The sequence below is a fragment of the Gemmatimonadota bacterium genome, assembly GCA_016719105.1.
GTDB lineage: Bacteria > Gemmatimonadota > Gemmatimonadetes > Gemmatimonadales > Gemmatimonadaceae > SCN-70-22.
Genome location: JADKAQ010000023.1, coordinates 110426 through 133723, shown reverse-complemented (window position 1 = coordinate 133723; position 23298 = coordinate 110426). Strand labels below are relative to the sequence as shown.

The 23298-nt window shown below is 69.9% G+C and carries 19 protein-coding genes and 1 pseudogene; 12 read left to right on the top strand and 8 right to left on the bottom strand.

The genetic code is table 11. The features are described from left to right. The first annotated feature begins 17 nt into the window (after nucleotides 1–17). From IPN47_21040 to IPN47_21025, 4 genes are all read left to right on the top strand, one after another. A complete protein-coding gene (locus IPN47_21040; protein MBK9410483.1) occupies nucleotides 18–1391 on the top strand; it encodes a hypothetical protein in 1374 nt (457 codons plus the stop codon). Nucleotides 1392–1707: 316 nt separating this feature from the next. After that, on the top strand, nucleotides 1708–2283 hold the full coding sequence (locus IPN47_21035) for a hypothetical protein (protein MBK9410482.1): 576 nt from the start codon (nucleotides 1708–1710) through the stop codon (nucleotides 2281–2283). Nucleotides 2284–2484: 201 nt separating this feature from the next. Continuing rightward, a complete protein-coding gene (locus tag IPN47_21030) occupies nucleotides 2485–4740 on the top strand; it encodes a S9 family peptidase (GenBank protein MBK9410481.1) in 2256 nt (751 codons plus the stop codon). Nucleotides 4741–4854: 114 nt separating this feature from the next. Continuing rightward, complete coding sequence (locus tag IPN47_21025) at nucleotides 4855–5835, top strand: calcium/sodium antiporter (protein MBK9410480.1); 981 nt, start codon at nucleotides 4855–4857, stop codon at nucleotides 5833–5835. Nucleotides 5836–5940: 105 nt separating this feature from the next. Here IPN47_21025 and IPN47_21020 read toward each other — a convergent pair whose 3' ends face one another. The 4 genes from IPN47_21020 to IPN47_21005 form a co-directional block, all read right to left on the bottom strand. Further along, the gene (locus tag IPN47_21020; protein ID MBK9410479.1) at nucleotides 5941–8616 is read right to left on the bottom strand and encodes an ABC transporter permease; all 2676 of its coding nucleotides are present in this window, start codon (nucleotides 8614–8616) and stop codon (nucleotides 5941–5943) included. Further along, nucleotides 8616–8963 carry a PadR family transcriptional regulator gene (locus IPN47_21015; GenBank protein ID MBK9410478.1) on the bottom strand — a complete coding sequence of 116 codons (348 nt, stop codon included), beginning with the start codon at nucleotides 8961–8963 and terminating at the stop codon, nucleotides 8616–8618. The genes IPN47_21020 and IPN47_21015 overlap by 1 nt, the downstream gene beginning before the upstream one ends. 111 nt (nucleotides 8964–9074) lie before the next feature. Then, entirely contained in the window at nucleotides 9075–11045 is a 1971-nt protein-coding gene (locus IPN47_21010) for a response regulator (protein MBK9410477.1), read from the bottom strand. 220 nt (nucleotides 11046–11265) lie between these two features. Further along, on the bottom strand, nucleotides 11266–11751 hold the full coding sequence (locus IPN47_21005; protein ID MBK9410476.1) for a hypothetical protein: 486 nt from the start codon (nucleotides 11749–11751) through the stop codon (nucleotides 11266–11268). A 148-nt stretch (nucleotides 11752–11899) separates the two neighbouring features. Here IPN47_21005 and IPN47_21000 point away from each other — a divergent pair, with 148 nt between their 5' ends. Continuing rightward, nucleotides 11900–12388: a vitamin K epoxide reductase family protein gene (locus IPN47_21000; GenBank protein MBK9410475.1), complete on the top strand. Its 489-nt coding sequence runs from the start codon at nucleotides 11900–11902 to the stop codon at nucleotides 12386–12388. Nucleotides 12389–12403: 15 nt separating this feature from the next. Here IPN47_21000 and IPN47_20995 read toward each other — a convergent pair whose 3' ends face one another. Continuing rightward, entirely contained in the window at nucleotides 12404–13324 is a 921-nt protein-coding gene (locus IPN47_20995) for a branched-chain amino acid transaminase (GenBank protein MBK9410474.1), read from the bottom strand. 68 nt (nucleotides 13325–13392) lie between these two features. Beyond that, a complete protein-coding gene (locus IPN47_20990; protein ID MBK9410473.1) occupies nucleotides 13393–14643 on the bottom strand; it encodes an aminotransferase class V-fold PLP-dependent enzyme in 1251 nt (416 codons plus the stop codon). 205 nt (nucleotides 14644–14848) lie between these two features. Between IPN47_20990 and IPN47_20985 the strand changes: the two are divergent. Both IPN47_20985 and IPN47_20980 read left to right on the top strand, forming a co-directional pair. Next, a pseudogene (locus IPN47_20985) lies at nucleotides 14849–15613 on the top strand (DUF1080 domain-containing protein). 314 nt (nucleotides 15614–15927) lie between these two features. After that, the gene (locus IPN47_20980; GenBank protein MBK9410472.1) at nucleotides 15928–16422 is read left to right on the top strand and encodes a DUF1572 family protein; all 495 of its coding nucleotides are present in this window, start codon (nucleotides 15928–15930) and stop codon (nucleotides 16420–16422) included. 124 nt (nucleotides 16423–16546) lie between these two features. On the opposite strand, the gene IPN47_20975 is transcribed toward IPN47_20980, so the two are convergent. Then, entirely contained in the window at nucleotides 16547–16999 is a 453-nt protein-coding gene (locus IPN47_20975; protein MBK9410471.1) for a hypothetical protein, read from the bottom strand. Between the two features lie 9 nt (nucleotides 17000–17008). On the opposite strand from IPN47_20975, the gene IPN47_20970 reads away from it, so the two are divergent. The 5 genes from IPN47_20970 to IPN47_20950 all read left to right on the top strand — a co-directional run bounded on the left by IPN47_20970 (nucleotide 17009) and on the right by IPN47_20950 (nucleotide 20293). Beyond that, nucleotides 17009–17593, top strand: coding sequence for a TetR/AcrR family transcriptional regulator (locus tag IPN47_20970; protein MBK9410470.1), 585 nt, complete (start codon nucleotides 17009–17011; stop codon nucleotides 17591–17593). Continuing rightward, nucleotides 17590–18132 (top strand): DinB family protein, encoded by a 543-nt coding sequence (locus IPN47_20965; GenBank protein ID MBK9410469.1) that lies wholly within the window; start codon nucleotides 17590–17592, stop codon nucleotides 18130–18132. The genes IPN47_20970 and IPN47_20965 overlap by 4 nt, the downstream gene beginning before the upstream one ends. 5 nt (nucleotides 18133–18137) lie before the next feature. Beyond that, nucleotides 18138–18935: a class I SAM-dependent methyltransferase gene (locus IPN47_20960; GenBank protein MBK9410468.1), complete on the top strand. Its 798-nt coding sequence runs from the start codon at nucleotides 18138–18140 to the stop codon at nucleotides 18933–18935. Nucleotides 18936–19013: 78 nt separating this feature from the next. Then, nucleotides 19014–19553, top strand: coding sequence for a sigma-70 family RNA polymerase sigma factor (locus tag IPN47_20955; protein ID MBK9410467.1), 540 nt, complete (start codon nucleotides 19014–19016; stop codon nucleotides 19551–19553). Next, nucleotides 19550–20293, top strand: coding sequence for a hypothetical protein (locus IPN47_20950; protein MBK9410466.1), 744 nt, complete (start codon nucleotides 19550–19552; stop codon nucleotides 20291–20293). The genes IPN47_20955 and IPN47_20950 overlap by 4 nt, the downstream gene beginning before the upstream one ends. Here the strand turns inward: IPN47_20950 and IPN47_20945 are convergent. After that, nucleotides 20262–23078 (bottom strand): CHAT domain-containing protein, encoded by a 2817-nt coding sequence (locus IPN47_20945; protein ID MBK9410465.1) that lies wholly within the window; start codon nucleotides 23076–23078, stop codon nucleotides 20262–20264. The two genes, IPN47_20950 and IPN47_20945, sit on opposite strands and share 32 nt — an antisense overlap. Nucleotides 23079–23298: the final 220 nt, after the last annotated feature.

Below are 23298 nucleotides of genomic sequence, written 5' to 3'. Positions count from 1 at the left end.
GCGAGGTGACTACTCAAATGATCCGATACATCACGCGTTATCGGGCAGTGGCCCTGGCCGCCGCGGTTGTCACGCTGGGTGCGTGCTCCCGCGATCGCCTGCTCGGCGTCACCGACCCGGACATCATCGCCCCCGACAACCTCAACTCGGCTGATGGCGCCGAGGGGCTGCGCGTCGGCACCATCCGTGTCTTCAAGCTCATGACGGCGCTCGACGAGAGCTCCTGGTTCTACGGCGGGCTCCTCGTCGACGAATGGAAGTCGGCCGACACCTTCACCCAGCGCGACGAGACCGACCAGCGCAACGTGACCGAGGAGAACTCCCTCGTCACGGTCGCCTACCGTCAGATCCATCGCGCCCGCATCCAGGCCTTCTCGGCCGCCAAGGCGCTGCAGACGTTCCAGCCCACCGCGCGCGGCAAGATCGGCGAGATGTTCTTCATCAAGGGCTACGCCGAGCTGCAGTCGGCACTCGACTTCTGCAACGGGCAGCCGTTCGCCGATCTGTCGACGGGGACGCCGGACATCAACGCCGCCATCGATGGCCCGGCTGCGTTCAACACGGCGCTGGCCTCGTTCGACTCCGCCCTGGTCGCCGTTGGCAGCGCGACCGACACGCTCTCGCTGCGCGTGAAGTACTCATCGCAGGTCGGGCGCGCGCGCGCGCTGCTGGCCACCGGCAAGTTTGCCGAAGCGGGGCAGGCGGTCGCGGGGATTCCCCGCACATTCACCTTCAACCTCACCTGGCCGGGCTCGCAGGGGATCGAGGATAACCTGATCTGGGGGCTCGCCACCTCGGCGCGGCGCTACACCGTGCAGGACTCGGCCGACACGCAGGGCGGGCGCATCGTCAACGCGATGCCGTTCGTCTCGGCGCAGGACCCGCGCGTCCCGACGACGAAGGTGGCGACGCTGCGCTTCGGTTTCGACGGCGTCACGCCCTACGACCGACAGGGCGTCTACCCGGCGTACAACTCGCCAGTCCCGGTGGCCAACTACGTCGACGCCCAGCTCGCGCTGGCGGAGTCGCAGCTGGCGGCCAGCAACGCCGCGTGGCTCACCACCCTCAACGACCTGCGCACCGGCCCGACCAACATCGGGACGCTGACCATCTCGGGGCTGGCACCGCTCACCGATCCAGGGACGCTGGCCGCACGCTTGCAGCTCCTCTTCCGCGAGCGCGCCTTCTGGACCTTCGGGCGTGGCCAGCGACTGGGCGACCTGCGGCGCCTGATCCGCCAGCACGGCTTCACCGCCGCGCAGGTCTTCCCGGGCGAGGGTGGCATCAACCCGCGCAAGAACGCCGCGTACGGTCCCGACGTCACCCTCCCGGTGCCGCAGGCCGAGCGGAACAACCAGAAGTACACGGGGTGTACTGATCGGAAGGCGTAGGCGATCTGCTGCTCCGCGCCGCGCCGTTGGCGCGGCGCGGAGCGCAGGGCTGTGGCGTGGGGGTGCCGACATCGGCACCCCCATTTTTCATTTAGGCAATCGCAGGGGGCGCGTGGGTGCACCTGACGGCGTGCACACGTGGCGTGCGCAGGTGACGTACATGGTCCTCGATGATGCAGGCATGGTGGGGCCCATCGGGTGACCTAACGACGCGGATCAGGGGGCCGCACGGTGTCGCGTGTCGAACCGATGCAGAGGCCGGCCTGCGGCCGCGCGACCGCGCGGCGTGCACCGGCCTCCCGACACGGGAGGACTCGTGAAACGCACGACTGGACTGGCAACGGTGCCGCTGGCCTTGCTCGTCGGCAGCACCGGGCTCACCGCACCACTGGGCGCGCAGATCACCGAGGTCGCGCGCACGCCGATTGCCGACGCGGCACAAGTCACCTTCGGCTACCTGTGCGACGACCGCTTCGTCATCCGCAACGACGGCACCAAGCCGATCGACCTGGCGTACGGCGTCGAGAAGGGGACCGAGCACTCGAAGCTCGCGCTCAATGCGCGCGAAGCCGTCGAACTCGAGTCCAAGTCGAAGGCGGCGATGGAGCTCTGGATGGACGGAAAGCTCATCGCCAGGGCGATCAAGGAGAAGCGGAAGTGCAAGGACTTGCGGGGGAACGCCTCGGTGACGGTCACGCCGCTCGAGGTGGCGACCGACGAACGCACGCGCCCGAACTACGCCTACGGGATGCCCTATCCGTTCTACGACCCGTGGGGCTTTTCTCACTTCTATGGATACAGGTCGTTCGGCTATCGCCCCTACTACACGCGGGTGGTGGGCTACCCGATCGTGATTGGCGGGACGCGACGCGGCGGTGGGCGGCGGCGATAGCGGCCCGCCGAGTGGCGCTGGTCACCCATCCCGCGTGGCCAGACGGGACGAGAGCGTCGCCGAGTGCCCCTCAGGCGCTTCCCCCCTCCCGTCGCCCGTGCGCCATCTCCCCCGGTCGCGAATTCGCTCCAGCATCGCGCGCCCTCTGGTCGTAGAATAGGGTGGTCCCTGCGCATCACCCTCGTCCGGAGTTCCGCCCCGATGCCCACCGCTCGTGCATTCGTCGTTTCACTGGCCGCCTTCGCGTTAGGCGCGCCGCTGACGCCTGGTAGCGCCCAGGCACCTCGTCCCATGACGTTCATGGACCAGCAGCTCATGCGACAGGCGGGGGGCGCCGCCCTCAGCCCCGATGGCAACTGGATGGTCTACACGATCTCGGTGCCCAACTGGAAGGAAGCGAAGCGCTATACCGACATCTACGTCGTCAACGCGCGCGAAGGGCTCTCCAGCACGCGGCAGCTCACCTTCACGAAGGACAAGAACGAGAACGCCCCGCGCTGGTCGGCCGACGGGAAGTTCTTCGTCTTCAGCAGCAACCGCGATGCAGCGGGCGGCGCACCGACACAGCAGCTCTACATGATGTACCCCAACGGGGGCGAGGCGCAGAAGATCACCGACGCCAAGGACGGCGTGGGCACGTATGCCTTCTCCAAGGACGGGAAATGGCTCGCCTTCAGCGCCGGCAAGAATGACGAGCAGCAGGTCTGGGTGCTCCCGGTCGCCGGGATCGACACCGCGAAGGCGCGGCCGCTCACCAAGCACACGACTCCCGTGGGGTGGTGGCGCTTCTCGGCCGACAGCAAGCGCCTCTACTTCATCTCCCCCGACTCGGTCGACAAGGCCAACAAGGAGCGGATGGAGAAGAAGTTCGACGTGAAGATCCGCAACCAGGACATCCCGCTCAACCACCTGTGGGCGCTCGACCTGGCGACCGGCAGCGAGAAGCGCCTCACGTCGGGCGACGCCTTCTCGGTGGAAGGGGTCTCGCTCTCCAACGATGGCAAGTGGGCCGGCCTGCGCGCCCTCCCCAACGACCGCTACGCACGCACCACGATGGAAGGGGGGAACCACGGCGACCTGTACCTGCTCGACCTCGACTCCGGCGCGCTCGAGCGCCTCACCGAGAACCGGGGCATCTCCGAATCGAACCTCTCGTTTGCCCCTGACGGCAAGACCATCGCCTTCTCGGCGTCCGACGACTTCGTGTACTTCCGCGCCAACAAGGTCTACGTGCGCGACCTCGCCGCCACCAAGGGAGCGTGGAAGAAGCTCGGTGCCAGCTACGACGGCGACGTGACCATCGGCTGGTGGTCCGACGATGCGAAGACGATCTACTTCAACGATGGCGTGAAGGCGACCAACCAGGTCATGGCACTCGACGTCGCCGGCAACACCGTCAAGCCGGTCACGAGCTATCGCGCCGCGCTCAACGCGCAGAAGGACGACGAGAGCGGGAAGCTCCTCGTGCAGTACAGCGACCCCAAGACGCCCGCCGTCCACTTCGTCCTCGACAAGGCCGATGACCTGGCCAACAAGGGGGCGTGGCGGCAGGTGACCAACGCCAACCCGCAGGTGGCCAACTTCCAGCTGGGCGAGGAAGAGGAGATCTGCTGGAAGTCGGTCGACAAGAAGGAGACGTGCGGCATCCTGGTGAAGCCGGTCGGCTACACGGCAGGGAAGCGCTATCCGCTCATCGTCGCCATTCATGGCGGCCCGCAGTCGGCGGACATTCTGACCTTCAACGGTGGCTACGGCGCGCAGGCCTACGCCGGCGACGGCTACATGGTCCTCAAGCCCAACTACCGCGGCTCGACCAACTACGGTGAGGCGCACAAGTGGGGGATCGTCAACGACTACTTCAAGAAGGGGTACGAGGACATCATCACCGGCGTCGACAAGCTCATCGCCGACGGGATGGTGGATGGTGACAAGATGGGTGTGCTGGGGTGGAGCGCCGGCGGGCACTGGACCAACTGGATTATCACCCACACCACGCGCTTCAAGTCGGCCTCGTCAGGCGCCGGCACCGCCAACTGGATCTCGATGTACGCGCAGAGCGACATGCAGGACGTGCGCGCCAACTACCTCGGCGGCAAGCCGCCGTACGAGGACTTCGAGGCGTACTGGAAGCAGTCGCCCATTCGCTACATCAAGAACGTGAAGACACCGACGATGATCCACGTCGTCGATGGCGACCCGCGCGTCCCGCGCCCGCAGAGCGACGAGCTGCATATGGGGCTGCGCAAGGTCGGCGTCCCCACCGAGTACTTCGTGTACCCCGGCTTCACACACGGCATCCCCGACCCGCGCAACCAGCTCCTCAAGTCGGTGGCCGAGAAGGCGTGGATGGATCACTGGATCCTCGGCAAGGGGAAGTTCCAGTGGCAGGACGTGCTCAAGACGCTGGAGGAGCCAGCGGCGGCGCCGAAGGCGGCGACGACGTCGAACCCGGAGTAGCGCGGAACCGTCGCGTATGTTTGGTCGTACGTTCGGGAGGCCTCGCGCTCTGGCGGGGCCTCCGTTCGTTTCCGGCGCTCGGCGCCGGTCACATGTCCCTCACCACTCGACGAGATGAACCTCGACGCCGCCGCGACCCCGCTCGTGGTGCTCGCCCTGGTCGGAGCGCTGGCCGTGCTGCTCGCGGCGGCCAGGTGGTTCACCGCGTCGGCCGAGAACGTCGGGCTGGCGCTCGGCATGTCGCCCTTTGCCGTTGGCGTCTTCATTGTCGCGCTCGGGACCTCCCTCCCCGAACTCGTCTCGTCCATTCTCGCCGTCAGGCAAGGCACGTCGGAGATCGTGGCCGGCAACGTGCTGGGTGCCAACACCGCCAACCTCCTCTTCATCCTCGGCGTCGTCGCGGCCACCTCACCACGAGGGATTCGCCTGGGTGAGCAGTACATCGCGATCGACCTCAACTTCATGGTGGGCTCGGCAGTGCTGCTCTCCATGGCGATGCTCGATGGCGACGTGGAGCGACTCGAGGCCGCGGTGTTGGTGCTGGCCTACGTGGCCTACATGGGCTACCTGGCAACCGAGGGAAGAAGCGAGAGTGCCGACGCCGAGTTCACAGAGGCACGGGGGGACGATGCGCAGCGGAAGCCCGCCATTCGCGTGCGCGACCTGCTCGTGCTCGTGGCAGCCGGGGCCGGGATCTTCGCGAGCGCGAACGTCACGTTAAGTGCGCTCATCACGCTGTCGGCGCGCGTCGGCATCTCGCCCGCCATCGCGTCGCTCACCATCCTCTCGCTCGGCACGACCCTCCCGGAGCTGGCCGTCAGCGTCTCCGCGGCCCGCTCGGGGCGCGCCGAGATGGCGGTCGGCAACATCCTGGGGTCGTGCATCTTCAACGCCCTGGGCGTCGTGGGCATCGCGGCGCTGGTAGGGCGGGTCGACGTACCGTCCGACCTGTCGCGCCTGCCGCTACCGTTCTACGCAGCCAGTGCGGTGCTGTTCTACCTGCTCACGCAGGACAAGCGGGTCTCGCGCTGGGAAGGGATGCTCTTCGCCCTCCTCTACCTCATGCTGCTCGCGGAGCTGGCGGGCTTCGGCTGAGCGGCGGCGCGGTCCCGGCGCCCCACGTCGCACCGCGGAGCGGCGACGAGGGGAAGACAAGTGCGCGACACTCGGCTTCCCGTCGGCTTCGTCTCGTACAGCCGGTCAGTCGGCGCGCAACGTCTCCACGGGATCGACGCGGGTGGCGCGCCAAGCGGGGAAGAGGGCAGCGATGGTCGCAACCGTCAGAAGCAATCCGCCAACCCCGATCATCGTCGCGGGATCGCGCGGTGAGACGCCGTAGACCAGCTCGGCGACCTGCGGGCCGAGAGCGACCACGGCAATCGCACCGAAGACGATACCCACGGCAATCGTGCGTGCGCTCTCCCCCACCACCTGCTGCAGCACGTTCCCCGTCCCGGCGCCGAGCGCCATGCGCACGCCGAACTCGCGGCGTCGCTGGCTCACGCTGTACGAGACGATGCCATAGATCCCCACGACGGCGACCAGCAGCGCCACGATCCCGAAGGTCGTGAAGAGCGTCGCACCCAGGCGCCACGGCCGATACTCGGGCTCCAGTCGCTCGCGCATCGCCGTCACCTCCGCCTCACCGGTCGGCCACGTGGCCTGCAGGAGGGCGCGCACGTCGCGTCGGACCGCATCGAGCGCGTCGGAGTCGACACGGACCACCAACCGGGTGCCTAACCAGTCGGGAAAGGGCGGCTGGTCGAGCGAGGCGTAGTACTGCGGCATGGCCTCCTCGATCACCTTGTCACGACGTGCCGTCTCGACGACGCCGACAATCGTGAAGCAGGGAGCGTTGCGCGACCCGAAGGTGATGCAGGCACCAAGGGGCGAGTTGCTCCGCCAGAGGATGCGCGCCATGGCGTCGTTGATCACGATCTCGCGTGGTGCCGCCCCAGGGCCGGCCGTGCTGAAGCCGACGCCGCTGATGATGCGCAGTCCGGTCGCCGCAAAGAACTCCGGCGACACGACGCCGAGCGTGGGCTCATTGGCGCCGAACGAGCCGGCCGAATCACCGCCCGTATAGAACTGCACCACGCTGAACCCTTGCATCGGGTCCATCGCCACTGCAGCCACCGCCGCCACGCCCGCGCGCCCCCGCAGCCGCCGCGCCACCTCACGCATCGCCGGCGCCACGGTCGCACCCGGCGGGGTGGCGCCATCGGCGAAGCGCACTCCTGCAAAGAGGAGTTGGTCTGCGTCGAACCCGATGTCCAGCGCCTGCACGTTGCGCAGGCTCCGCACGAACAGCGCCGCACCACACAGGAGCACGACCGCGAGCGCCGCCTGCACAACCACCAACCCGCCGCGCAGCCGGGACCGGTGACGCCCGCCGCCGCCTTGCGTCGAGTAGGCCAGCGCGCTCGACACATCGCCCCGGCTGGCTTGCAGCGCGGGCACGACCGCGGCGATGAGGCCGACCAGGCACCCTACCACCGCGGTGAAGGCCGCCACGCGCGAATCGAGCACGGGGTGACTCCACTCGATGTCCGGCAGGAGCAAGGTGCGCAGCGCCGACCCGCCCCAGGCCGCGACGAGCAGGGCGCCGGCAGTGGCGAACGCCGTCAGGAGCAACGCTTCGACGGTGAGGAGGCGCATGAGTTGCCGGCGCGAGACGCCGAGTGCCATGCGCAGGGCGATCTCCCGGCGCCGCGATACGCCCCGCACCAACAGCAGGTTCACCGCGTTGGCGCAGGCGATGAGCAGCAGGAGAGCAGCGCCGCCCGCCAGGCGCGTGCTGATCAGCAGTTCCGGGCTAGGGCTCCCGGGACCACGTGCCGCGATGATCGACCCCGCAACCACGGTCATGAGCGTGTCGGCCCGTGGGCCATCCAGCGAACGGTTGAGCGTGCGCGCGGCCGAAGTCGCGCGCACCGCGAAGCCCTGTTCGTCGAAGGACGCGGGCACGCGTGCGACGGCGCGCAGCGCATACTGGTTCGTCGATTGCCACCACGGTTCGCGCATCCACTCCGGTTGCGGATACGTCGCCAGCGGAACCCACGCGTCGGCGCTCTGCACGTTGAGCCCTCGAAAGGCGGGGCCCAGCACCCCCACGACGCTGTGCGGGGTACGCCCGATCAGGACCGTCTGCCCCACGGCGTCCGCTCGCGCCCCCAGCTTATCGCGCCAGAAGGCGTCGCTGACCACGACGACCGCGGCGCCCTTACCCAGTGTCCCCTCGTCGGTGGTGAAGAGTCGGCCACGGGCCGGGCGCACGCCGAGCACGTCGAAGTAGTTCGGCGACGCGTAGACGACGCGCACGCGTGGTGCCGCCAGCTCTCCCCCCATGCGCATGCCCCAGTCGGTGGCGAAGAGGGCCACATTCGACGAGCCGCCCATGGCGCCGGCAATCGACTGGTAGAGCGGGTAGTGCAGCGACGGTGTGGTGAACGGGACGCCACCGCCAGTGCGGAAGTGCCGAATCCAGACGCGCCGCAACGTCTCCGGCGACCGGACGCCGCGCGGCGCACGCAGGTACAGCTCGTCGATGAGCGTGAAGGTCGCCGCATTGGCGCCGATGCCGAGGGCCAGCGTGATCGTGACGAGGAGTGCCACGGCCGGCGAGCGCCGCATCGAACGCAGCGCGTAGCTGGCGTCCTGCCGAACCGCGTCAGCCATCGGAAGCCAGGTGTGCCGCCGCACCTCCTCCATGTGCCGCGTGCGGTTCCCGAAGCGCCGCCGCGCCGCCCACGGGTCGCCCTGCTGCTGCGCATCGAGCTCCACGTGCAGCTGCATCTCCTCCTGCAACTCTTCCTCGTACGCACGCGGGCGCACGAGCGTGCGCAGACGATGACGCACCCCGTCGAGCCACGACATCAGGGGGCCTCCGCGCGCCCCAGCACGCGGGCGATGGCCAGGAGGACTGTGTCGAAATCGGCGATCTCCTGCCCAAGCTGCCGCTTGCCGGAGGCGGTGATGGTGTAGTAGCGCGCCCGCCGACCCGTGGGCGACACCCCCCACTTGGACGTCGCCCAGCCGGCGCGCTGGAGCCGCTCCAGCGCCGGATACAAGGACCCCTGCTCCACCTGCAGGACGTCATCCGAGAGCTTGGCAATGTGCTGCGCGATCGCATACCCGTGCAGCGACCCCAGCGTGAGGGTGTGCAGCACGAGCATGTCGAGCGTACCGGGGAGCAGGTCGTTGCGCGAGGGGCGTGGCGGCATGATAGGTCGACTGTCTGACTATGATAGTCAGACAACCTACCTATGCGCGCGCCGGCGTCAAGCGCCGCCCGAGCGCCGGCGACGTTTCGGCGACCGTCTGCGAGATGGCTGCTAGTGCGGCGCGGCCACAGACAGCACGCGCTCGATCTCGGCGACCAGCGCCTCCGCCTCGATCGGTTTGGAGACCACGGCGGCGAGTTCGGCGCTTTCCCGGTCCCCCTCCTGCACCGCACCACTCAGCAGGACGATCGGCACCGCTGGGTACCGCGCGTGCGCCTGGCGCGCCACCTCCAGCCCCGACATCGTCGGCATCGTCCGGTCGGTGATGAGCACCTCGTAGCCGCCATGCGTCGCGCCCAGCATCTCCAGCGCCTGCGTGGCGTCGCTGAAGGCGTCCACCACATAGCCGGCACGCGTGAGCACCTTGGTGATCGTGCGGAGCACGTGCACGTCGTCGTCGAGCAGCAGGAGGCGCGCCCCGTTAGGCGCGCGGCGACGGAGCGGCCGGCGCGGGCCGGCATCGGGCGAGAGGCGGGCGCCCGCGCTGGCCGGCAGCAGGATCGTGAAGCAGGCCCCTTCGCCGGGCTGCGACGTGACTTCGACCGCACCGCCATGCCCTCGCACCACCCCGTCCACCACCGAAAGCCCCAACCCCGTTCCCTGATCGGGAGACTTGGTGGTGAAGAAGGGCTCGAAGATGCGGCGGCGCACCTCCTCGCTCATCCCCATGCCGTCGTCGCGCACGGTGACCCGCGCGTAGAGCCCGGCGGCGATCCCCAGGCGCTGGGCGATGGCGTCGGGAATCGTCGTCTGTTCGAGCGTCACCACGATGTGCCCGCGCTGGTCGCGCATCGCCTGACTCGCGTTCACCCCGAGATTCATCAGGACCTGCGTCACCTGCGCCGGATCGGCCACCGCGATCACCGGTTCACCGGGAGGACGCCACCCGATCTCCACTGAACTCGGAAGGGTGGATCGCAGCAGCTGCACCGTCTCGTCGATGATGGGATCGAGCGCGACAGGGAGACGATGCTCCGCCTCGGGGCGCGCGAAGAGCAGGATGCGCCGCACGACGTCGCGCGCGCGCGTGGCGGCGGTACGAATGGCGAGAGCCGAGTCGGCGAGATCGCTCCCCGGCGCCGTCTCTTCCCCTAGCAGCTCGGCGTGCCCGAGGATGATCGTGAGCAGGTTGTTGAAGTCATGGGCAACGCCACCGGCCAGCGTGCCGAGCGCTTCCATCTTCTGTCGCCCCTGCAGACGCTGCTCGAGCGCGAGGCGTTCTTCCGCGGCGACGATGGCCGCCTCGCGCATACGCCCCAGGATGCGTTCCGCCTCCTCGCGGCGACGCTCGGTTCGGGCTGTGCGCAGCCCCACGAGGATCGCCAAGACGCTCGCCACGAGCACGCCGAGCGCCGCCACCTCGTACACGCGTCGCAGCCATGCATTGTAGCGCGACGCGTCCATGGTGATCCCGACATACGAGTGGACGGAGTCGGCGCGCCCGGCCGTCCCTGCAATCGGTGCGTAGGCCCTGATCCCCGAGCCCCACGCCGTCGCGCTTGGCCCGCGCTCGACCACCGTCACCCCGGTGCGCGCGATCTCTCGCTCACCCTCAGTAGGCGTATCGCGCTCCATGATGTGCGCCGCCTGCGAGGTGGTGTCGCCGTCGAGCACGTAGTACATCGTGTCGCCGCGCACGATCCCGCTGTACGCGAACCGGATGTCGGGGTTGGTGCGCAGGAGGACGCGCAGCGGCGCCGCCGCCGCTCGATATTCCGGTGAACCGGTCTGCGACGAATCCCGCAGGCGCGCGTGCGCCTGGTCGTCGATGATCGCCGCCGTCGATTCGGCCGTGCGTCGCAGGTAGGTGCGGAGGTCCTCCAGCAGGATGTGGCGGATGGCAACCGACACGACGGCGATGCTCACGATCGCCGTCATGACGATCGCCAGGGCGGTGACCATCCCGGCGTTTCGCGGCGAACGCGAGGTCGACGTCGCTACATCGGGGCGCGATGCAGCAGACGCCGAGGCGTTGGGTGATCGCGGCGGCGCGTCCGGTGGCATGTCACAAGTATCGGACATCAGGCCGATCGTGCAAAGCGAATCGGCACATCCCCCTTTTCGCGGTCGCGCCCTGCGGCTGGCCTCGCTAGCACCGTAACGACGCGCCTGCGACGGCGCGCCGATCGGGTCGGCGACAAGGATCCGGGAAGAAGGCGCCACGCCGCCGGGCCGGGCGCTTGGGGCGCTTACCGCGGTTAGAGCGACTGGCGAACTCGGCGCATCGCGCCGCGCTGCGACATCAGCGACAGCGCCGCACCGCCGGCAGATCGGCCTCGAGCGCCAAGGCGCGATTGTCGCGAGCGGCCTCAGCCACGACCCGCGGGGGGGCGAGCGCCAGCAGTCGGTCGTAGCGATCGACCAGCTCCTGCTCCAGCAGGAGCGAGATCTCGCAGGCTTGTTCGCGCGATTCGTAGGCAGGGCCGACCACAACGGCCGACGCAGCAGACCCCGAGACGGCGGGGCCGTACGGGTTCGCAGGGGTGAACTCTGCTATCTGCAGGTACACGCGCTCGAGCGCCGTGGCGCGGCGAGCTCGACTGCCGCGCAGCGACGTGAAGGGCGACACGTTGCCGAACGACTGCAACACCCGGGTGTATCGGGCCTGAGCCGCCCATTCGTCGAGCATCAGCGTGTCCAGCGTTGCCTTCGCCGCTGGGCTCAGTCGTTCTGACGGCTCGAACAATCCGCCCCCGCCCGAACAGGCGATCGAGCTGACGAGAAGCACGACACCGACCAGCCCCCGGACGAAGTTCCGGGGGGTGTGACGGTGGAAACGGGGCGGCTGGGTAGCGATTATCGACATAGGCATTAGGACGATAGGGAAGTCCTGTGCCAAGCATCACATTTCGTTCACGCGTTTTTCATCTCCCCGAATGGCTCCCGAGTCCGACGCCCTGCTCATGACCGACGACGACGCCCTCGCCACCGACGCGCCGCCACCGACAATTCGTCAGACGATCGCGGTGCTCGCGCTGTTGAACGCCGGGGTGGCGCTCTACCTCCATCTCTGGAAGCTCGGCTACATGGGGGCGCTCAGCTGCGGCACGGAGCACGGCTGCGAAAAGGTGCAGCTCTCGTCGTGGGGGTGGTTCCTGGGGCTCGACGTCGCCTTCATCGGCGCGGTCGGTTACACCCTCATCCTCGTCGTCGCCATCCTGGGGACGCAGGACCGTAACGCGGACGAGCGCTGGCCAACGCTGGCGCTGGCCGGCCTCGTCTATCCCGCCTTCCTCTTCACGCTGCGACTCAAGTACGCCGAGTTCTTGCTGATGAAGACCTTCTGCCCGTGGTGTGCCGTCTCCGCGGTGACGATCACACTCTTCTCGGTCCTCGTCTGGCTCGACTGGAAACGCGTCCGGTAGCGCAAGGACAGCGGTCTACTTCGGGTAGACCGGCGCCAACCAGCCGCGGTACTTCTCGACCTTCCCCGCCACGATGTCGAAGAAGAGCGCGCGCAGCCGGCCGGTGATGTCGCCCATGCCCCCCGCGCCGATGGCGCGATGCTCGACCTTGGTGATGGCGCAGATCTGCACGCCGGTCCCGCACATGAAGCACTCGTCGGCCAGGTAGACCTCGCTGCGGTCGATGTTGCGCTCGACGACGGTGACGCCGAGTTCATCGCGCAACAGCTGGATCACCGAGCGGCGCACGATTCCCTCGAGCACGTTGCTCTGCACCGGCGGGGTGATGGCCACGCCGTCGCGCACGATGAAGAAGTTGGCGACGCTCATCTCCGACACGTGGCCATCCTCGTTGAGCACGAGCGCCTCGTCATAGCCCGCCAAGCGCACGTCGGTGCTGCTCAACGCGGAGTTCACGTAAGCGCCCGCGATCTTGCCGCGGGCGGGGATGGCGTTGTCGTCGACGCGGCGCCAGGCCGAGAAGGCGACGTGCACCCCGGTCTCGTTCGCCGTGTAGGAGCCGAACGGGAGGGAGAAGATCGTGAGGGCCGACTCGAGTTCGTGCAGGCGCACGCTGATGTTGAGCGCCGACTTGTAGGCCAGCGGGCGAATGTAGCAGTTCTCGCGAAACCCCTCGGTGCGCAGCAGCTCGGTGACGATGTCGGTCAGCGACTGGGGCGTGTGACCCAGCTCCATGCGCAGGAGCGACGCCGACTGCAGGAAGCGCTTGAAGTGGTCGAGCGGACGGAAGACGTAGAGTTGCCCCTCCTCCTCATTCCAGTAGCCGCGAATCCCGCCGAAGACGGCGGTGCCGTAGTTCAGCGCGTGGGTCATGACGCTGACCTTGGCGTCCTCGATGGGAACGATACGGCTGCCGAAGTAGGCGAAGCGGGTCATGGTGGTGTGCGGCGGGTGGTGGGTGGCGCAGTTCTCGGCAAGCTAACGCTCGCACGAATCGGCCGCGCCTACGCGGCCAGCTCGCCCAGCGCCTTCACGAACGCATCCAGCTCGGCGGTGCTCGTGAAGAGGTGCGGCGTCACGCGCACGCCGTGCACACCGGCGCCATCGATGGCCACGGTCCAGATGCGGTACTTCTTCATCAGGATGTCCATCAGCTCGCCCGGGGCGATGCCGCGAACGCCCACGTTGGCAATGGCGCACGACCGCGCCGGGTCGGTCGGCGTGTTGAGGATGATCTTCGGCATGCCGTGCACCTTCGAGACCCAGTACTGCTGCAGGTAGCGCAACCGCGCCTCCTTGCGTGCCGACCCGATGGCCTGATGGAAGTCGATCGCGTGGTTGATGGCCAGGTCGGTGTGCACCGGATGCGTCCCCGTGTGGTTCAGCTTGCGGATGTCATCGTCGGCGGGGCCGCTGTCGCCGTAGATGGGCCACAATCCGGCGATCTTGTCGCGCTTCACGTAGAGGATCCCCGCGCCTAACGGGGTCGCCAGCCACTTGTGCAGCGACGCCCCGTAGTAGTCCACGCCCAGGTCGGGAATGCGGAAGTCGAGCTGGGCGAAGGCGTGCGCCCCGTCGACCATGACCGCGACGCCACGCGCATGCGCCATGGCGGCGATCTTCTGTACCGGGAGCACCTGCCCGCTGATGTTCACCAGGTGGCTCACCATCAGGAGGCGCGTGCGCGGGGTGATGGCGTTGGCGTACAGCTGCACGAGTTCGTCGTCGGTGCGTGGATCGTTGGGGAGCGAGACGACCCGGTTGACGATCCCGTAGCGGCGCGCCTGCAGCTTGAACATGTCGAGCATGGCGCCATAGTCCTGCTCGGCCATCACGGCCTCGTCCCCTGCCTTCCAGTCGTAGCCGGCAATCACCGTGTCGAGCGACTCGGTGGTGTTGCGGGTGATGATCAGCTCCTCGGGCGAGCAGCCGGCCATCTGCGCGAGGCGCGTGCGCACGGCGAGCTTGTCATCGCCCTGGCGCGTGCGCATGTAGCGCGACGCCTGGAGGTTGATCTCGCGCACGCGGGAGATGAACGCCTCGAGCACCTCCGTCGGCTGCAAACAGAAGTAGCCGTTCTCCAGGTTGATGTACTCCGGCGTGAGGCGGAAGCCCGCGCGTATCTGCGCCCAGAACGGCTCGTCCTCGGCCAGCGCGGCATCCGAGAGGCGTGCATAACGAGCGAGCTGCCCGGGGGCGAAGAAGGCGCCGAGGGTGACGCCGCCCAGCGTGCGGAGGAAGTCGCGCTTCTGCATCGGGTGCCGTGGCCTGAAGTGGAGGGTCGTGCCTCGAAATGAACAGGGCGGACGTCATGGTCGCGAGAGGGCGTCGCGCGCCCCCCCACACGGGGGCGCCCGACGTCCGCTTGCGTCGCACGCGCGCGCGCCCTTTCCTTAGGCACAACCGCGCGCCGGTCACCCGGGCCTCGGCGCGTTTCCCTCCAGCGTGGGCGCCATACGCATGTCGTACCGTCTGCTTCGTACGTCCGTCGCCGCAGCCCTCACGGCCCTCGCACTCTCGTCGGCAGCCTCGCCGGTGACGGCGCAGGACGCCGGGCGCATATGGAAGGTGCACGACCTGCAGCGCCCGACCCCGCGCAAGGTGACGCCTGCGGCGCAGGTTGGCGCCGCCCCCGGCGACGCCGTCGTCCTCTTCGACGGCCGTTCGCTCGACGGCTGGACCTCGCGCGACGGGTCGCCCGCCAAGTGGGTCATGCGCGAGGGCTACATGCAGACCGTCCCCGGCGCCGGGCCGATCGTCTCGAAGCAGCGCTTCGGGGATGTCCAAGCCCATGTGGAATGGGCCACGCCGTCGCCCGGAGTGGGGAAGGGACAGGACCGCGGCAACAGCGGCGTCTACTTCATGGGGTTGTACGAGATCCAGGTGCTCGACTCGTACGAGAACGTGACCTACGCCGACGGACAGGCGGCGTCGCTGTATGGCCAGCACCCGCCGCTGGTGAACGCCTCGCGGGCACCGGGCGAGTGGCAGTCGTACGACGTGGTGTTCCGTCGCCCCCGCTTCGACGCCGCTGGCAAGCTCGTGTCGCCCGCGCGCATGACCATCTTCCACAACGGCGTCCTGGTGCAGGACAACGCGGAGCTGTGGGGGCCGACCAACTGGTTGCAGACGGAGCCGTACGCCCGGCACGACGACGCGTTGCCGTTCACGCTCCAGGATCACGACCACCCGGTGCGCTTCCGCAACTTCTGGGTGCGCCCGCTCCCCGATCTTCCCACCGACGAACGCGGCCCGCGCGAGGCGCGTCCGGCGCTCGCCGTCCCGACCGCCGTGCTCGAGCGCTACGTCGGGACCTACGGCACGGCGACGGAGAAGGTGGCCGTTGTCACGCGGCGCGGCGGGCGACTTTTCATCGATCCGTTCAACCACGTGATCCCGCTCGAACTCGTGCCGCAGAGTGCGACGCGCTTCGAGTTCCTCAAGACGGCCGGCTCGGTGGAGTTTGTCACCGCGGCTGGCAAGCCCACATCGGTCACCATCAAGGTGGCCGGCCTCGAACGCACCGTGGACAAGCGCCCATGAACGCCAACCTCCTCAAGGACTTCTCGCTGATTTTCGCGCGCGAGCTCACCACCCTGCGCGCGGAGGTCCTCTCCTATCCCGACGACGCCTCGATCTGGGCCCTCCCCGCCGGAGCCCCGAACGCCGGCGGGACGCTCGTGCTGCACCTCTGCGGCAACCTTCGCCACTTCATCGGCGCCGGATTGGGCGCTTCGGGCTACGTGCGCGACCGCGACGCCGAGTTCAGCACCCGCGGCACCTCGCGCGCCGAACTGGCCACGCTCATTCACTTCGCCGCCGCCGAAGTGGCGCTGGCGCTCGATGCGCTGCCGGCCGAGCGCCTCGACGACACGATCCAGATCGGCCCGAGCACCATTCCGGTGCGTCGCGGGTTGTTGCATCTGGCGAGTCATCTGGCCTATCACATCGGCCAGCTCGACTACCATCGCCGCCTGGTCACCGGTGACTCGCGCGGCGTTGGCGCGATGGGGCTCCCGCCCCAAGCCGACTAGCGAAGGCCGCGTCAGGCGCGCCTGCCCGCAGGCGCAGCACCGCGCCGACAACGCAGAGCGGCCGCCAGCATCACGCTGGCGGCCGCTTTCCGTCCCGCTTGCAGGGGCGCGCCACTTCGCGGTGTTACTCGAGCTCTTCGGCCACGACCTCAGGCGCCGTCGGAGCCGCCACGACCGCTGGCTTGGCCCCATTGCCCTGACCACGCCCGCGCCAGCGCGGCTCGGCCGGCGCCGCACGCCGCACCAGCAGATCCTCATAGTAGGCTACGACGCGCGGGCGCACCGACGCCTCGGTGTCTCCAGGCTCCGCCCGGAACGGGGCATAGCGGTGCCGGTCATCGCTCGACACGCTGAACCACCACCACGGATCGTCCTGCACGCCGCGCAGTCCTTCGCGGACACAGGTGTAAGTCCGCTCGTTTTCAATGAACGAGAAGGAGGTCGGCTGAGCGGCAGGCGCCGCGGCTTTGGCTTTTGACATGCCGAAAGGTAGCCGGTACCCCCCCTCGGCGGCGACCGGCAGCTTGTGATCCGAGCGAATCTTGGCTTCTTTTTCGTTGAACGTTCGTTCATTCAACGACTCGCCATGCCCAGATCCGCCTCCCAGAACGCGTCGCGGCGCGCCGCGACGCGCGACAAGCTCCTCGACGCGGCGCTCCACCTCTTTGCACGTCGGGGCTTCGCCGGGACCACCGTCAAGGCGATCGCCGCCAGGGCGGGGATCGCGACGGGGCTCCTCTATTCTCACTTCCCGGGTAAGGAGGGGCTCCTGCGCGCCCTCTTCGAACGGAGCATGACCGACGTCCGTCTCTCCTTTGCGATGGCCGAGTCGGTGGGGGCGCACGAGCGGCTTGGCGCCCTCGTACGGGCGGCGGTAGGGATCGTGCGATCGCACCTCGACTTCTGGCGGCTGGGCTACGCCGCGCGCACCCAACCCGCGGTGATCGCGTCGCTGGGACCCGCGCTCGCCGAATGGGGAGAGGCGATCACCGGCACGCTGGAGGGCTATCTCGCCGACCTGGGCTCTCCCGCCCCTCAACTCGATGCCCGCGCGCTCTTTGCCCAGATCGACGGGCTCTGCCAGCACTTCGCCCTCGATCCCGGCGAGTACCCCATCGATGCGGTCGCCGAGCGCGTGATCGCGCAGTGGTCCCATGGGAGGGCGGGATGATCGAGCAGGAACGTCTCGCGGCCGACCTGCTCTCGTCCACCCAGCGGGTCGCCCAGCACATCGACGCACTCGTCCGACCACTCCCGGCGCGGCATCGCGTCGTTCGTCCTCCCGCCGGGGGGTGGAGCATCGACGAGATCCTCGAGCATCTTTGCCTGGCCAACGCCGACTATCTCCCGCTGATGGAGCGGGCGCTCGACACCGCCGTTCCGGCGCCGGGGCGCGGCAAGTGGCGCGCGACGTGGGGCGGTTGGCTACTCGTGCGCGCGATGGAGAGCAGTCGCCGCACCGCAGCGCCGGCCGCGATCGTCCCTGAGGTTGCACCGCGCCACCACGTCCTCGACGAGATGCTCTCCTCCCTCGCCACGCTCCAGTCTGTCATCACCCGCGCCGACGGCGTCGAGTGGAGGCGTGTGCACCTGGTCTCACCGTATGCGCGTTGGTTGCGCCTCAACTTGGGCGACGCGGCGCTGGTGGTGGTGCGTCATACCGAGCGCCATGCTCGGCAGATGGCGCGCGTCGCCGCCGCGGTGAGGTGAGGGAGATGGGACGACTGCATCTGGTCGAACTGGAGGATCTGCCGTGGATCCCCGCCCCGATTCGCAACGCGCTGACGGGCTACCTGCAGGCGATGCTCGATGCCGCCGATCCATACGGCGCGATCGTCCCCGTCCTCGCCGACGCCGTGCGCCGGAGTGAGTCAGCGCGGATCGTCGACCTGTGCAGCGGTGGCGGCGGGCCGTGGAAGCGACTGCGCGCGGCCTTGGCGCGCGAGGGCGTCACCGTCCCCATCCTCCTGACCGATCGTTACCCCAACCTCGGCGCCGCCCACGCTGCGACGGGCGATGCGGACAGGGAGGCGGGGGTGCGGCCAATCACGATGCATCACGGCTCCGTCGATGCGACGTGTGTTCCCGGCACGTTAAGCGGATTCCGCACGATGTTCACCGCCTTCCACCACTTTGCCCCCGACGCCGCGCGCACGGTGCTGCGCGATGCGGTGGCTCGCGGCGAGCCGATCGCGGTCTTCGAGGCCACCAAGCGCAACGCGTTGTGCATCGCCGTCACCCTGCTCTCCCCCATCGCGACGCTGGTCATGATGCCACGCGTGGAGCCGTTCCGGTGGACCAATCTGCTCTTCACGTATCTCGTGCCGGTGGTCCCGCTCATGGTGCTGTGGGACGGCATCGTCTCGTGCCTGCGGACGTACGAGGTGGATGAGCTGCGCGCCCTGGTCTCGGCGGTCGACGGGCACGAAGGCTACGACTGGGAGATCGGCGAGCGCACGAAGAACGGCCCCATCCCGGTGACGTACCTCATCGGCGTGCCGCGCCGCCGCTGATCGGCGTGCCGCGCCGCCGCTGAACAGCGTAGCGCGCCGCCGCTGGCGAGCCGGGAAGACGCGTCGTACGATCGAGGGATGCTCCCCCCGCGGCTCGACGCCACCCCGATGCTCGACGCCCTCCTGGCCAGGCTGGGGCGAATGGTGCGCGCCGTGGGGGGGCGGCACGCTCTTGGGGCCGACGAGATCGATGCGCTCGTGCAGGAGGTCCGCATCCGGATCTGGCGCGCGCACCCCGAGAGTGAGGAGATCGAGCGGTTGCCGACGTCCTACGTATACCGGACGGCGATGGCGGCCGCGATCGACCTCCTGCGGCAACGGCGCCGGCATGTGGAGCGCGCCGCGCCGCTGGAGGAGGCGGGGGCGGTGACGGCGGGGAGCGCCGATGCGGCCGTGCTGGCCGCGGAGCTCGGGGCGGCGATCGACCGGGCACTGGCGTCGATGGTCGAATCGCGGCGTGTCGTCGTACGCATGCACCTGGCGGGGTACGGTCGCGAGGAGATGGTGGCGATGCTGGGGTGGCCCGACGGAAAAGTGCGGAACCTGTTGTACCGTGGGATGGACGACCTGCGCGAGCGCCTCGTGCGTGCAGGCTACCGTTGGCCGGAGGAGCGATGACGATCGAGCAACTGCGGGAGGCGTACCGCGCACACGCGGCTGCGCGCGGTGACGCCGCCGAAGGGCGGCGCGGCTGTCCTGCGCCCGAGACGCTCGAACAGCTGGCGCGTGGTCCCGGGCGCGATGGGCCGGATCTCGCGACGTTCGATCACGTCCTCACCTGTCAGTCTTGCACCGCGGAGTTTGACCTGCTGCGCGCCATCGTCGTGGCCGAAGCCCACGAGGCGTCGGCGCGCGGCCCGTCGCCCGTCGGAGCGGCAGGCGACGCACGCGACGACCTCCGCGCCCCCGTCGCGCGCTCACCCACGGTCGCACGCCTTCCGCGCGTCGCCACGCGCCGATGGGCCATGGCCGCGGCGCTGGTGCTGGCAGCGGGACTCGGCGGCGAGGCCTGGCGTCGCACGCGTGCCGCGGGTGGTGAGGGGGAGGCGCCGGTCGTGCGCGGCGACGCCAGCGAGGTCACGGTCGTCGCCCCCACCGCGCGTGCGTCACAGTCGTTCGACGGCTTCACCTGGCGCGCGATGCCGGGGGCGGGGCGCTACGTCGTCGAAGCGCTCGACACGTTGGGCAGCGTCCTGTTCTCGCGGGCCACCAGCGACACGCTGCTCGTCCCCACCGCGGCCGAACGCACGGCGCTTGCCGGTGCGGGGTCCTTCGACTGGATGGTGACCGCGCAGCGCGGGGACGGCAACGAACGGCGGTCGCCGCTCACTCGCGTGCAGCTGACGGACGCCCGCTGACTCCACGGGCGGGACGCAGACCGGCAGGTGCCACGGCACCGGTCGGGTCGCCTACCAGCGTGAAGGCCCCCCACACGCTCGCGCCATCGCCGCGCTGCCACGCCCGCAGCCGCGCCGAGCGCAGGGCCCCGCCCACAGCTTCTCCGCGGGCGAGGGCGTCGTAGAGGTCGCCCATGAGTGGCGCCACCGCACGATCGTCCACGCGCCACGCGGTGGCGACCACGCGTCGGGCCCCGGCCTGCAGGAAGGCCCCAGTGAGGCCGCGCACCCCTTCTCCCGCCACCACTTCACCGCCGACGGTGCGACAGGCCGACAGCACGACGAGCGCGGCCCGCAGGCGCAGCATGGCGATCTCGCCGGCGTCGAGCGCGCCGTCATCGCCGGCGGCGCTGTCGCCAGGCGCAAGCACGAGCGTCGCGCGGGCGCCGGACCATTCATCGACCGCCGCGTGGGTGGCAAAGTGCACCACATCGGCCCCTGCCAGCTGTGCCCGGACCAAGCGCTCGCGCGCCCCCATCCCCTGCAGTACGGTCGCCCCGGGAAAGGCACGTTGCACCCGGCGGGCCTCGTCGCGGGCCCCCGGCAATGGGGGAAGCGACGCCGCCGTGGCGGAGGACGAGAAGAGCTCCAGCGCGCGCCAGCCGCTGGCGCCGCGCGCGGGATCGGCCACCGCCACCACCCGCGGTGCGCCACCGACGCGTCCTGCGCCATCGCCCGCGTCGCGCCACTGCGCCAGCACCGCCACCGACGGGACGACGGCACTCTCGTAGTGTGCGAGCAGCGGCCGGCCGTCCGGGAGCTGCAACACGTCGAACGGGAGGCGGTGCAGCACCCCCTCGGGGACGAACACGAGTCGCTCCACCCTGGCGCGCGCCAGGCGCGGCAGGAGCGGCACGAGGAGCCAGTCGCCCAGTCGTCGCGCGTCGGCATCGGCGGCGCCCCCCCGCTCGAGCTGCGCCACGAGGCGCCGCAACGTGGGGGCGACGACGTCGTGCGACGGCAACACGTGCGCCGTCAGCGAGTCGGCAGTGAGGACGAAGGCGAGCCCGGGGGCCCCGCCCTCGCCGAGATCCAGGGTGACGATCGCCGTCCGCGCGTCGGGGAGGGCGCGCCGCATGGCGGCCAGCGAGGGCGTGGCGGTCACGACGGGGGCGACCCTCGGCACGCCACCATCGCCCCCCCAGGCCGAGGCCAGCAGCAGGCGATCTTGCAGCTCGCGGGCCCGTCGGCGCTCGGCGAGCAGGAAGGCCACCTCGGTCTCGCCAAGGGCGACCAGCCGGGCGGCGAGCATGGAGTGGAACCACCCACTGCTGCGTTGTGCCTGTACCGTGTACTGCCGGAGCGTGCTGTCGCCCAGCGAGGCGCGCCAGCGATCCATGCTCTCCCCCGCCTCGAGCGCCACACGCGCCGCGGCGCGCCCGTCACCATCGAGCGCGTGCGATAGCGCGAGCTGCACTTCCGTGTAGAAGCGAAAATGATGCTGGCTCGCGTGCAGCCCGTCGAGCGCGCGCGTCAGGAGGCGGCGCGCCTCGCGCGAGTCGCCGCGGCGCAGTGCCAGCTCGCCCTCGGCTGCACCTAACGACACGCGCCATCCGTCCAGGCCATGACGCTCGATGAGCGCCCGCTCCTCGCGCATCAGCGCCGCGGCCTCGTCCAGCTCCCCCCCGCGCATGGCAAGGACGCGTCGCGCCGCCACCACCGACAGCCGCAACTGGGGCTCGCCCACACGGTCGGCCAGGCGCTGCGCCTCCTGCAGGCGCAGGCGCGCGGCGGCGCTGTCGCCAACCGCTTCGGCGTGACGGGCCAGGAGGCGCGCGACCTCCAGTCGTCCGGTCGGGTCGTCCAGGCGGCGCATGAGCGTGTCGGCCCGGTGCATCCACTGCCGCGTGGCCGCCGCATCGTGGAACGACAGCGCCAGCGCCGCGCGATTGAGTGCGGTCCACGCCGCCACGTCGGCCACCTGCGCGCGCGCCGCGAGCGCCCATGCGTCGGCCAGGTAGCGCTGCGCCGCGCTGAAGTGGCCGAGTGTGATGGCGTAGTAGCCGGCCCACTGGCTCGAGGCGGCGAGTCCGGCCAGGTCACCTGCGGCCCGCTGCGCGTCCATGGCTGGGACGAGCGTCGCGCGCAGCGAGTCGGTGAGGCCGCTGCGCGCGAACTCGGTCGCCAGGATGAAGAGGCACCCGGCCGCCTGCCGACGGAGCCCTGCATCGGCCGCGAGCGCCGCCCCCGTGCGCGCCAGGCGGCGTGCCTCGTCGCGCCTCCCCTGGCGCGAGCGAATGGCCGCCCAGCGACAGCGGGAAGCAGCGGCCAGTGCGGGATCGCGGTCCCACCCTAACGAGTCGCCGCGTGCCATGAGGAGCTGCGCCGGCGTGGCCCCTTCGAGTCGCAGGGCCACGGCGCTGCGGAGGAGGAGGGCGTCGAGCGCCCCCGCCGTATCCCCCGCCGCCAGTGCACCGCCCTCGATGACCTGCAGGCGCGGGGCAGTCGCTGCGTGCCGTCCCTGGACCGCGTCCATCGCCGCGCGGGCGAGTTGCGCCTGACGGGTGATCTCGTCGGCCACGCCGGCGGCACCCGCCGTGGCGAGGCGCGCGAGGCGCGCGTCCGCCCCTCGGAAGTCGTAGGCGAGCCGCTCGGCGGTCGCGACGGCAAAGACGGCCAGTCGGTCGCCCGGGGTCCGCACGAGCCGGGTGCGCCACGCGTCGGCCCACGCCACGAGCGTCCCTCGCTCGGCGGCGTGCAGCGCCTCGGCCGCAACGAGCCGCGCGGTGGCGGGCGGCGCGAGCATGGTAGGCGCAGTGCGCGCAGGCGTGGCGCGCAGCGACACGGGCGCACCGGGAGTCCGGCCGGGGAACACGATCCGCTCGCGATCCTGCGTCCCTGCGAACGCCGGACCCGCCACGCACACCAGAATCGCCGCCCCCGCCGCACCCAGCGCGAGCCACCGGTTTCGCCACTGCATCCGGCCAAGCTACCGCGGTCGCCCGTCGACACAACCGCTGCTCCGA

Coding starts and splice junctions, on each gene's coding strand:
- IPN47_21010 (MBK9410477.1), bottom strand. CDS start 11,045: ATGTCCGATACTTGTGACATGCCACCGGACGCGCCGCCGCGATCACCC.
- IPN47_20990 (MBK9410473.1), bottom strand. CDS start 14,643: ATGCAGAAGCGCGACTTCCTCCGCACGCTGGGCGGCGTCACCCTCGGC.
- IPN47_20960 (MBK9410468.1), top strand. CDS start 18,138: ATGGGACGACTGCATCTGGTCGAACTGGAGGATCTGCCGTGGATCCCC.
- IPN47_20955 (MBK9410467.1), top strand. CDS start 19,014: ATGCTCCCCCCGCGGCTCGACGCCACCCCGATGCTCGACGCCCTCCTG.
- IPN47_20980 (MBK9410472.1), top strand. CDS start 15,928: ATGAACGCCAACCTCCTCAAGGACTTCTCGCTGATTTTCGCGCGCGAG.
- IPN47_21030 (MBK9410481.1), top strand. CDS start 2,485: ATGCCCACCGCTCGTGCATTCGTCGTTTCACTGGCCGCCTTCGCGTTA.
- IPN47_21025 (MBK9410480.1), top strand. CDS start 4,855: ATGAACCTCGACGCCGCCGCGACCCCGCTCGTGGTGCTCGCCCTGGTC.
- IPN47_20970 (MBK9410470.1), top strand. CDS start 17,009: ATGCCCAGATCCGCCTCCCAGAACGCGTCGCGGCGCGCCGCGACGCGC.
- IPN47_20965 (MBK9410469.1), top strand. CDS start 17,590: ATGATCGAGCAGGAACGTCTCGCGGCCGACCTGCTCTCGTCCACCCAG.
- IPN47_21015 (MBK9410478.1), bottom strand. CDS start 8,963: ATGCCGCCACGCCCCTCGCGCAACGACCTGCTCCCCGGTACGCTCGAC.
- IPN47_21000 (MBK9410475.1), top strand. CDS start 11,900: ATGGCTCCCGAGTCCGACGCCCTGCTCATGACCGACGACGACGCCCTC.
- IPN47_20995 (MBK9410474.1), bottom strand. CDS start 13,324: ATGACCCGCTTCGCCTACTTCGGCAGCCGTATCGTTCCCATCGAGGAC.
- IPN47_21040 (MBK9410483.1), top strand. CDS start 18: ATGATCCGATACATCACGCGTTATCGGGCAGTGGCCCTGGCCGCCGCG.
- IPN47_21020 (MBK9410479.1), bottom strand. CDS start 8,616: ATGTCGTGGCTCGACGGGGTGCGTCATCGTCTGCGCACGCTCGTGCGC.
- IPN47_20945 (MBK9410465.1), bottom strand. CDS start 23,078: ATGCTCGCGCCGCCCGCCACCGCGCGGCTCGTTGCGGCCGAGGCGCTG.
- IPN47_20950 (MBK9410466.1), top strand. CDS start 19,550: ATGACGATCGAGCAACTGCGGGAGGCGTACCGCGCACACGCGGCTGCG.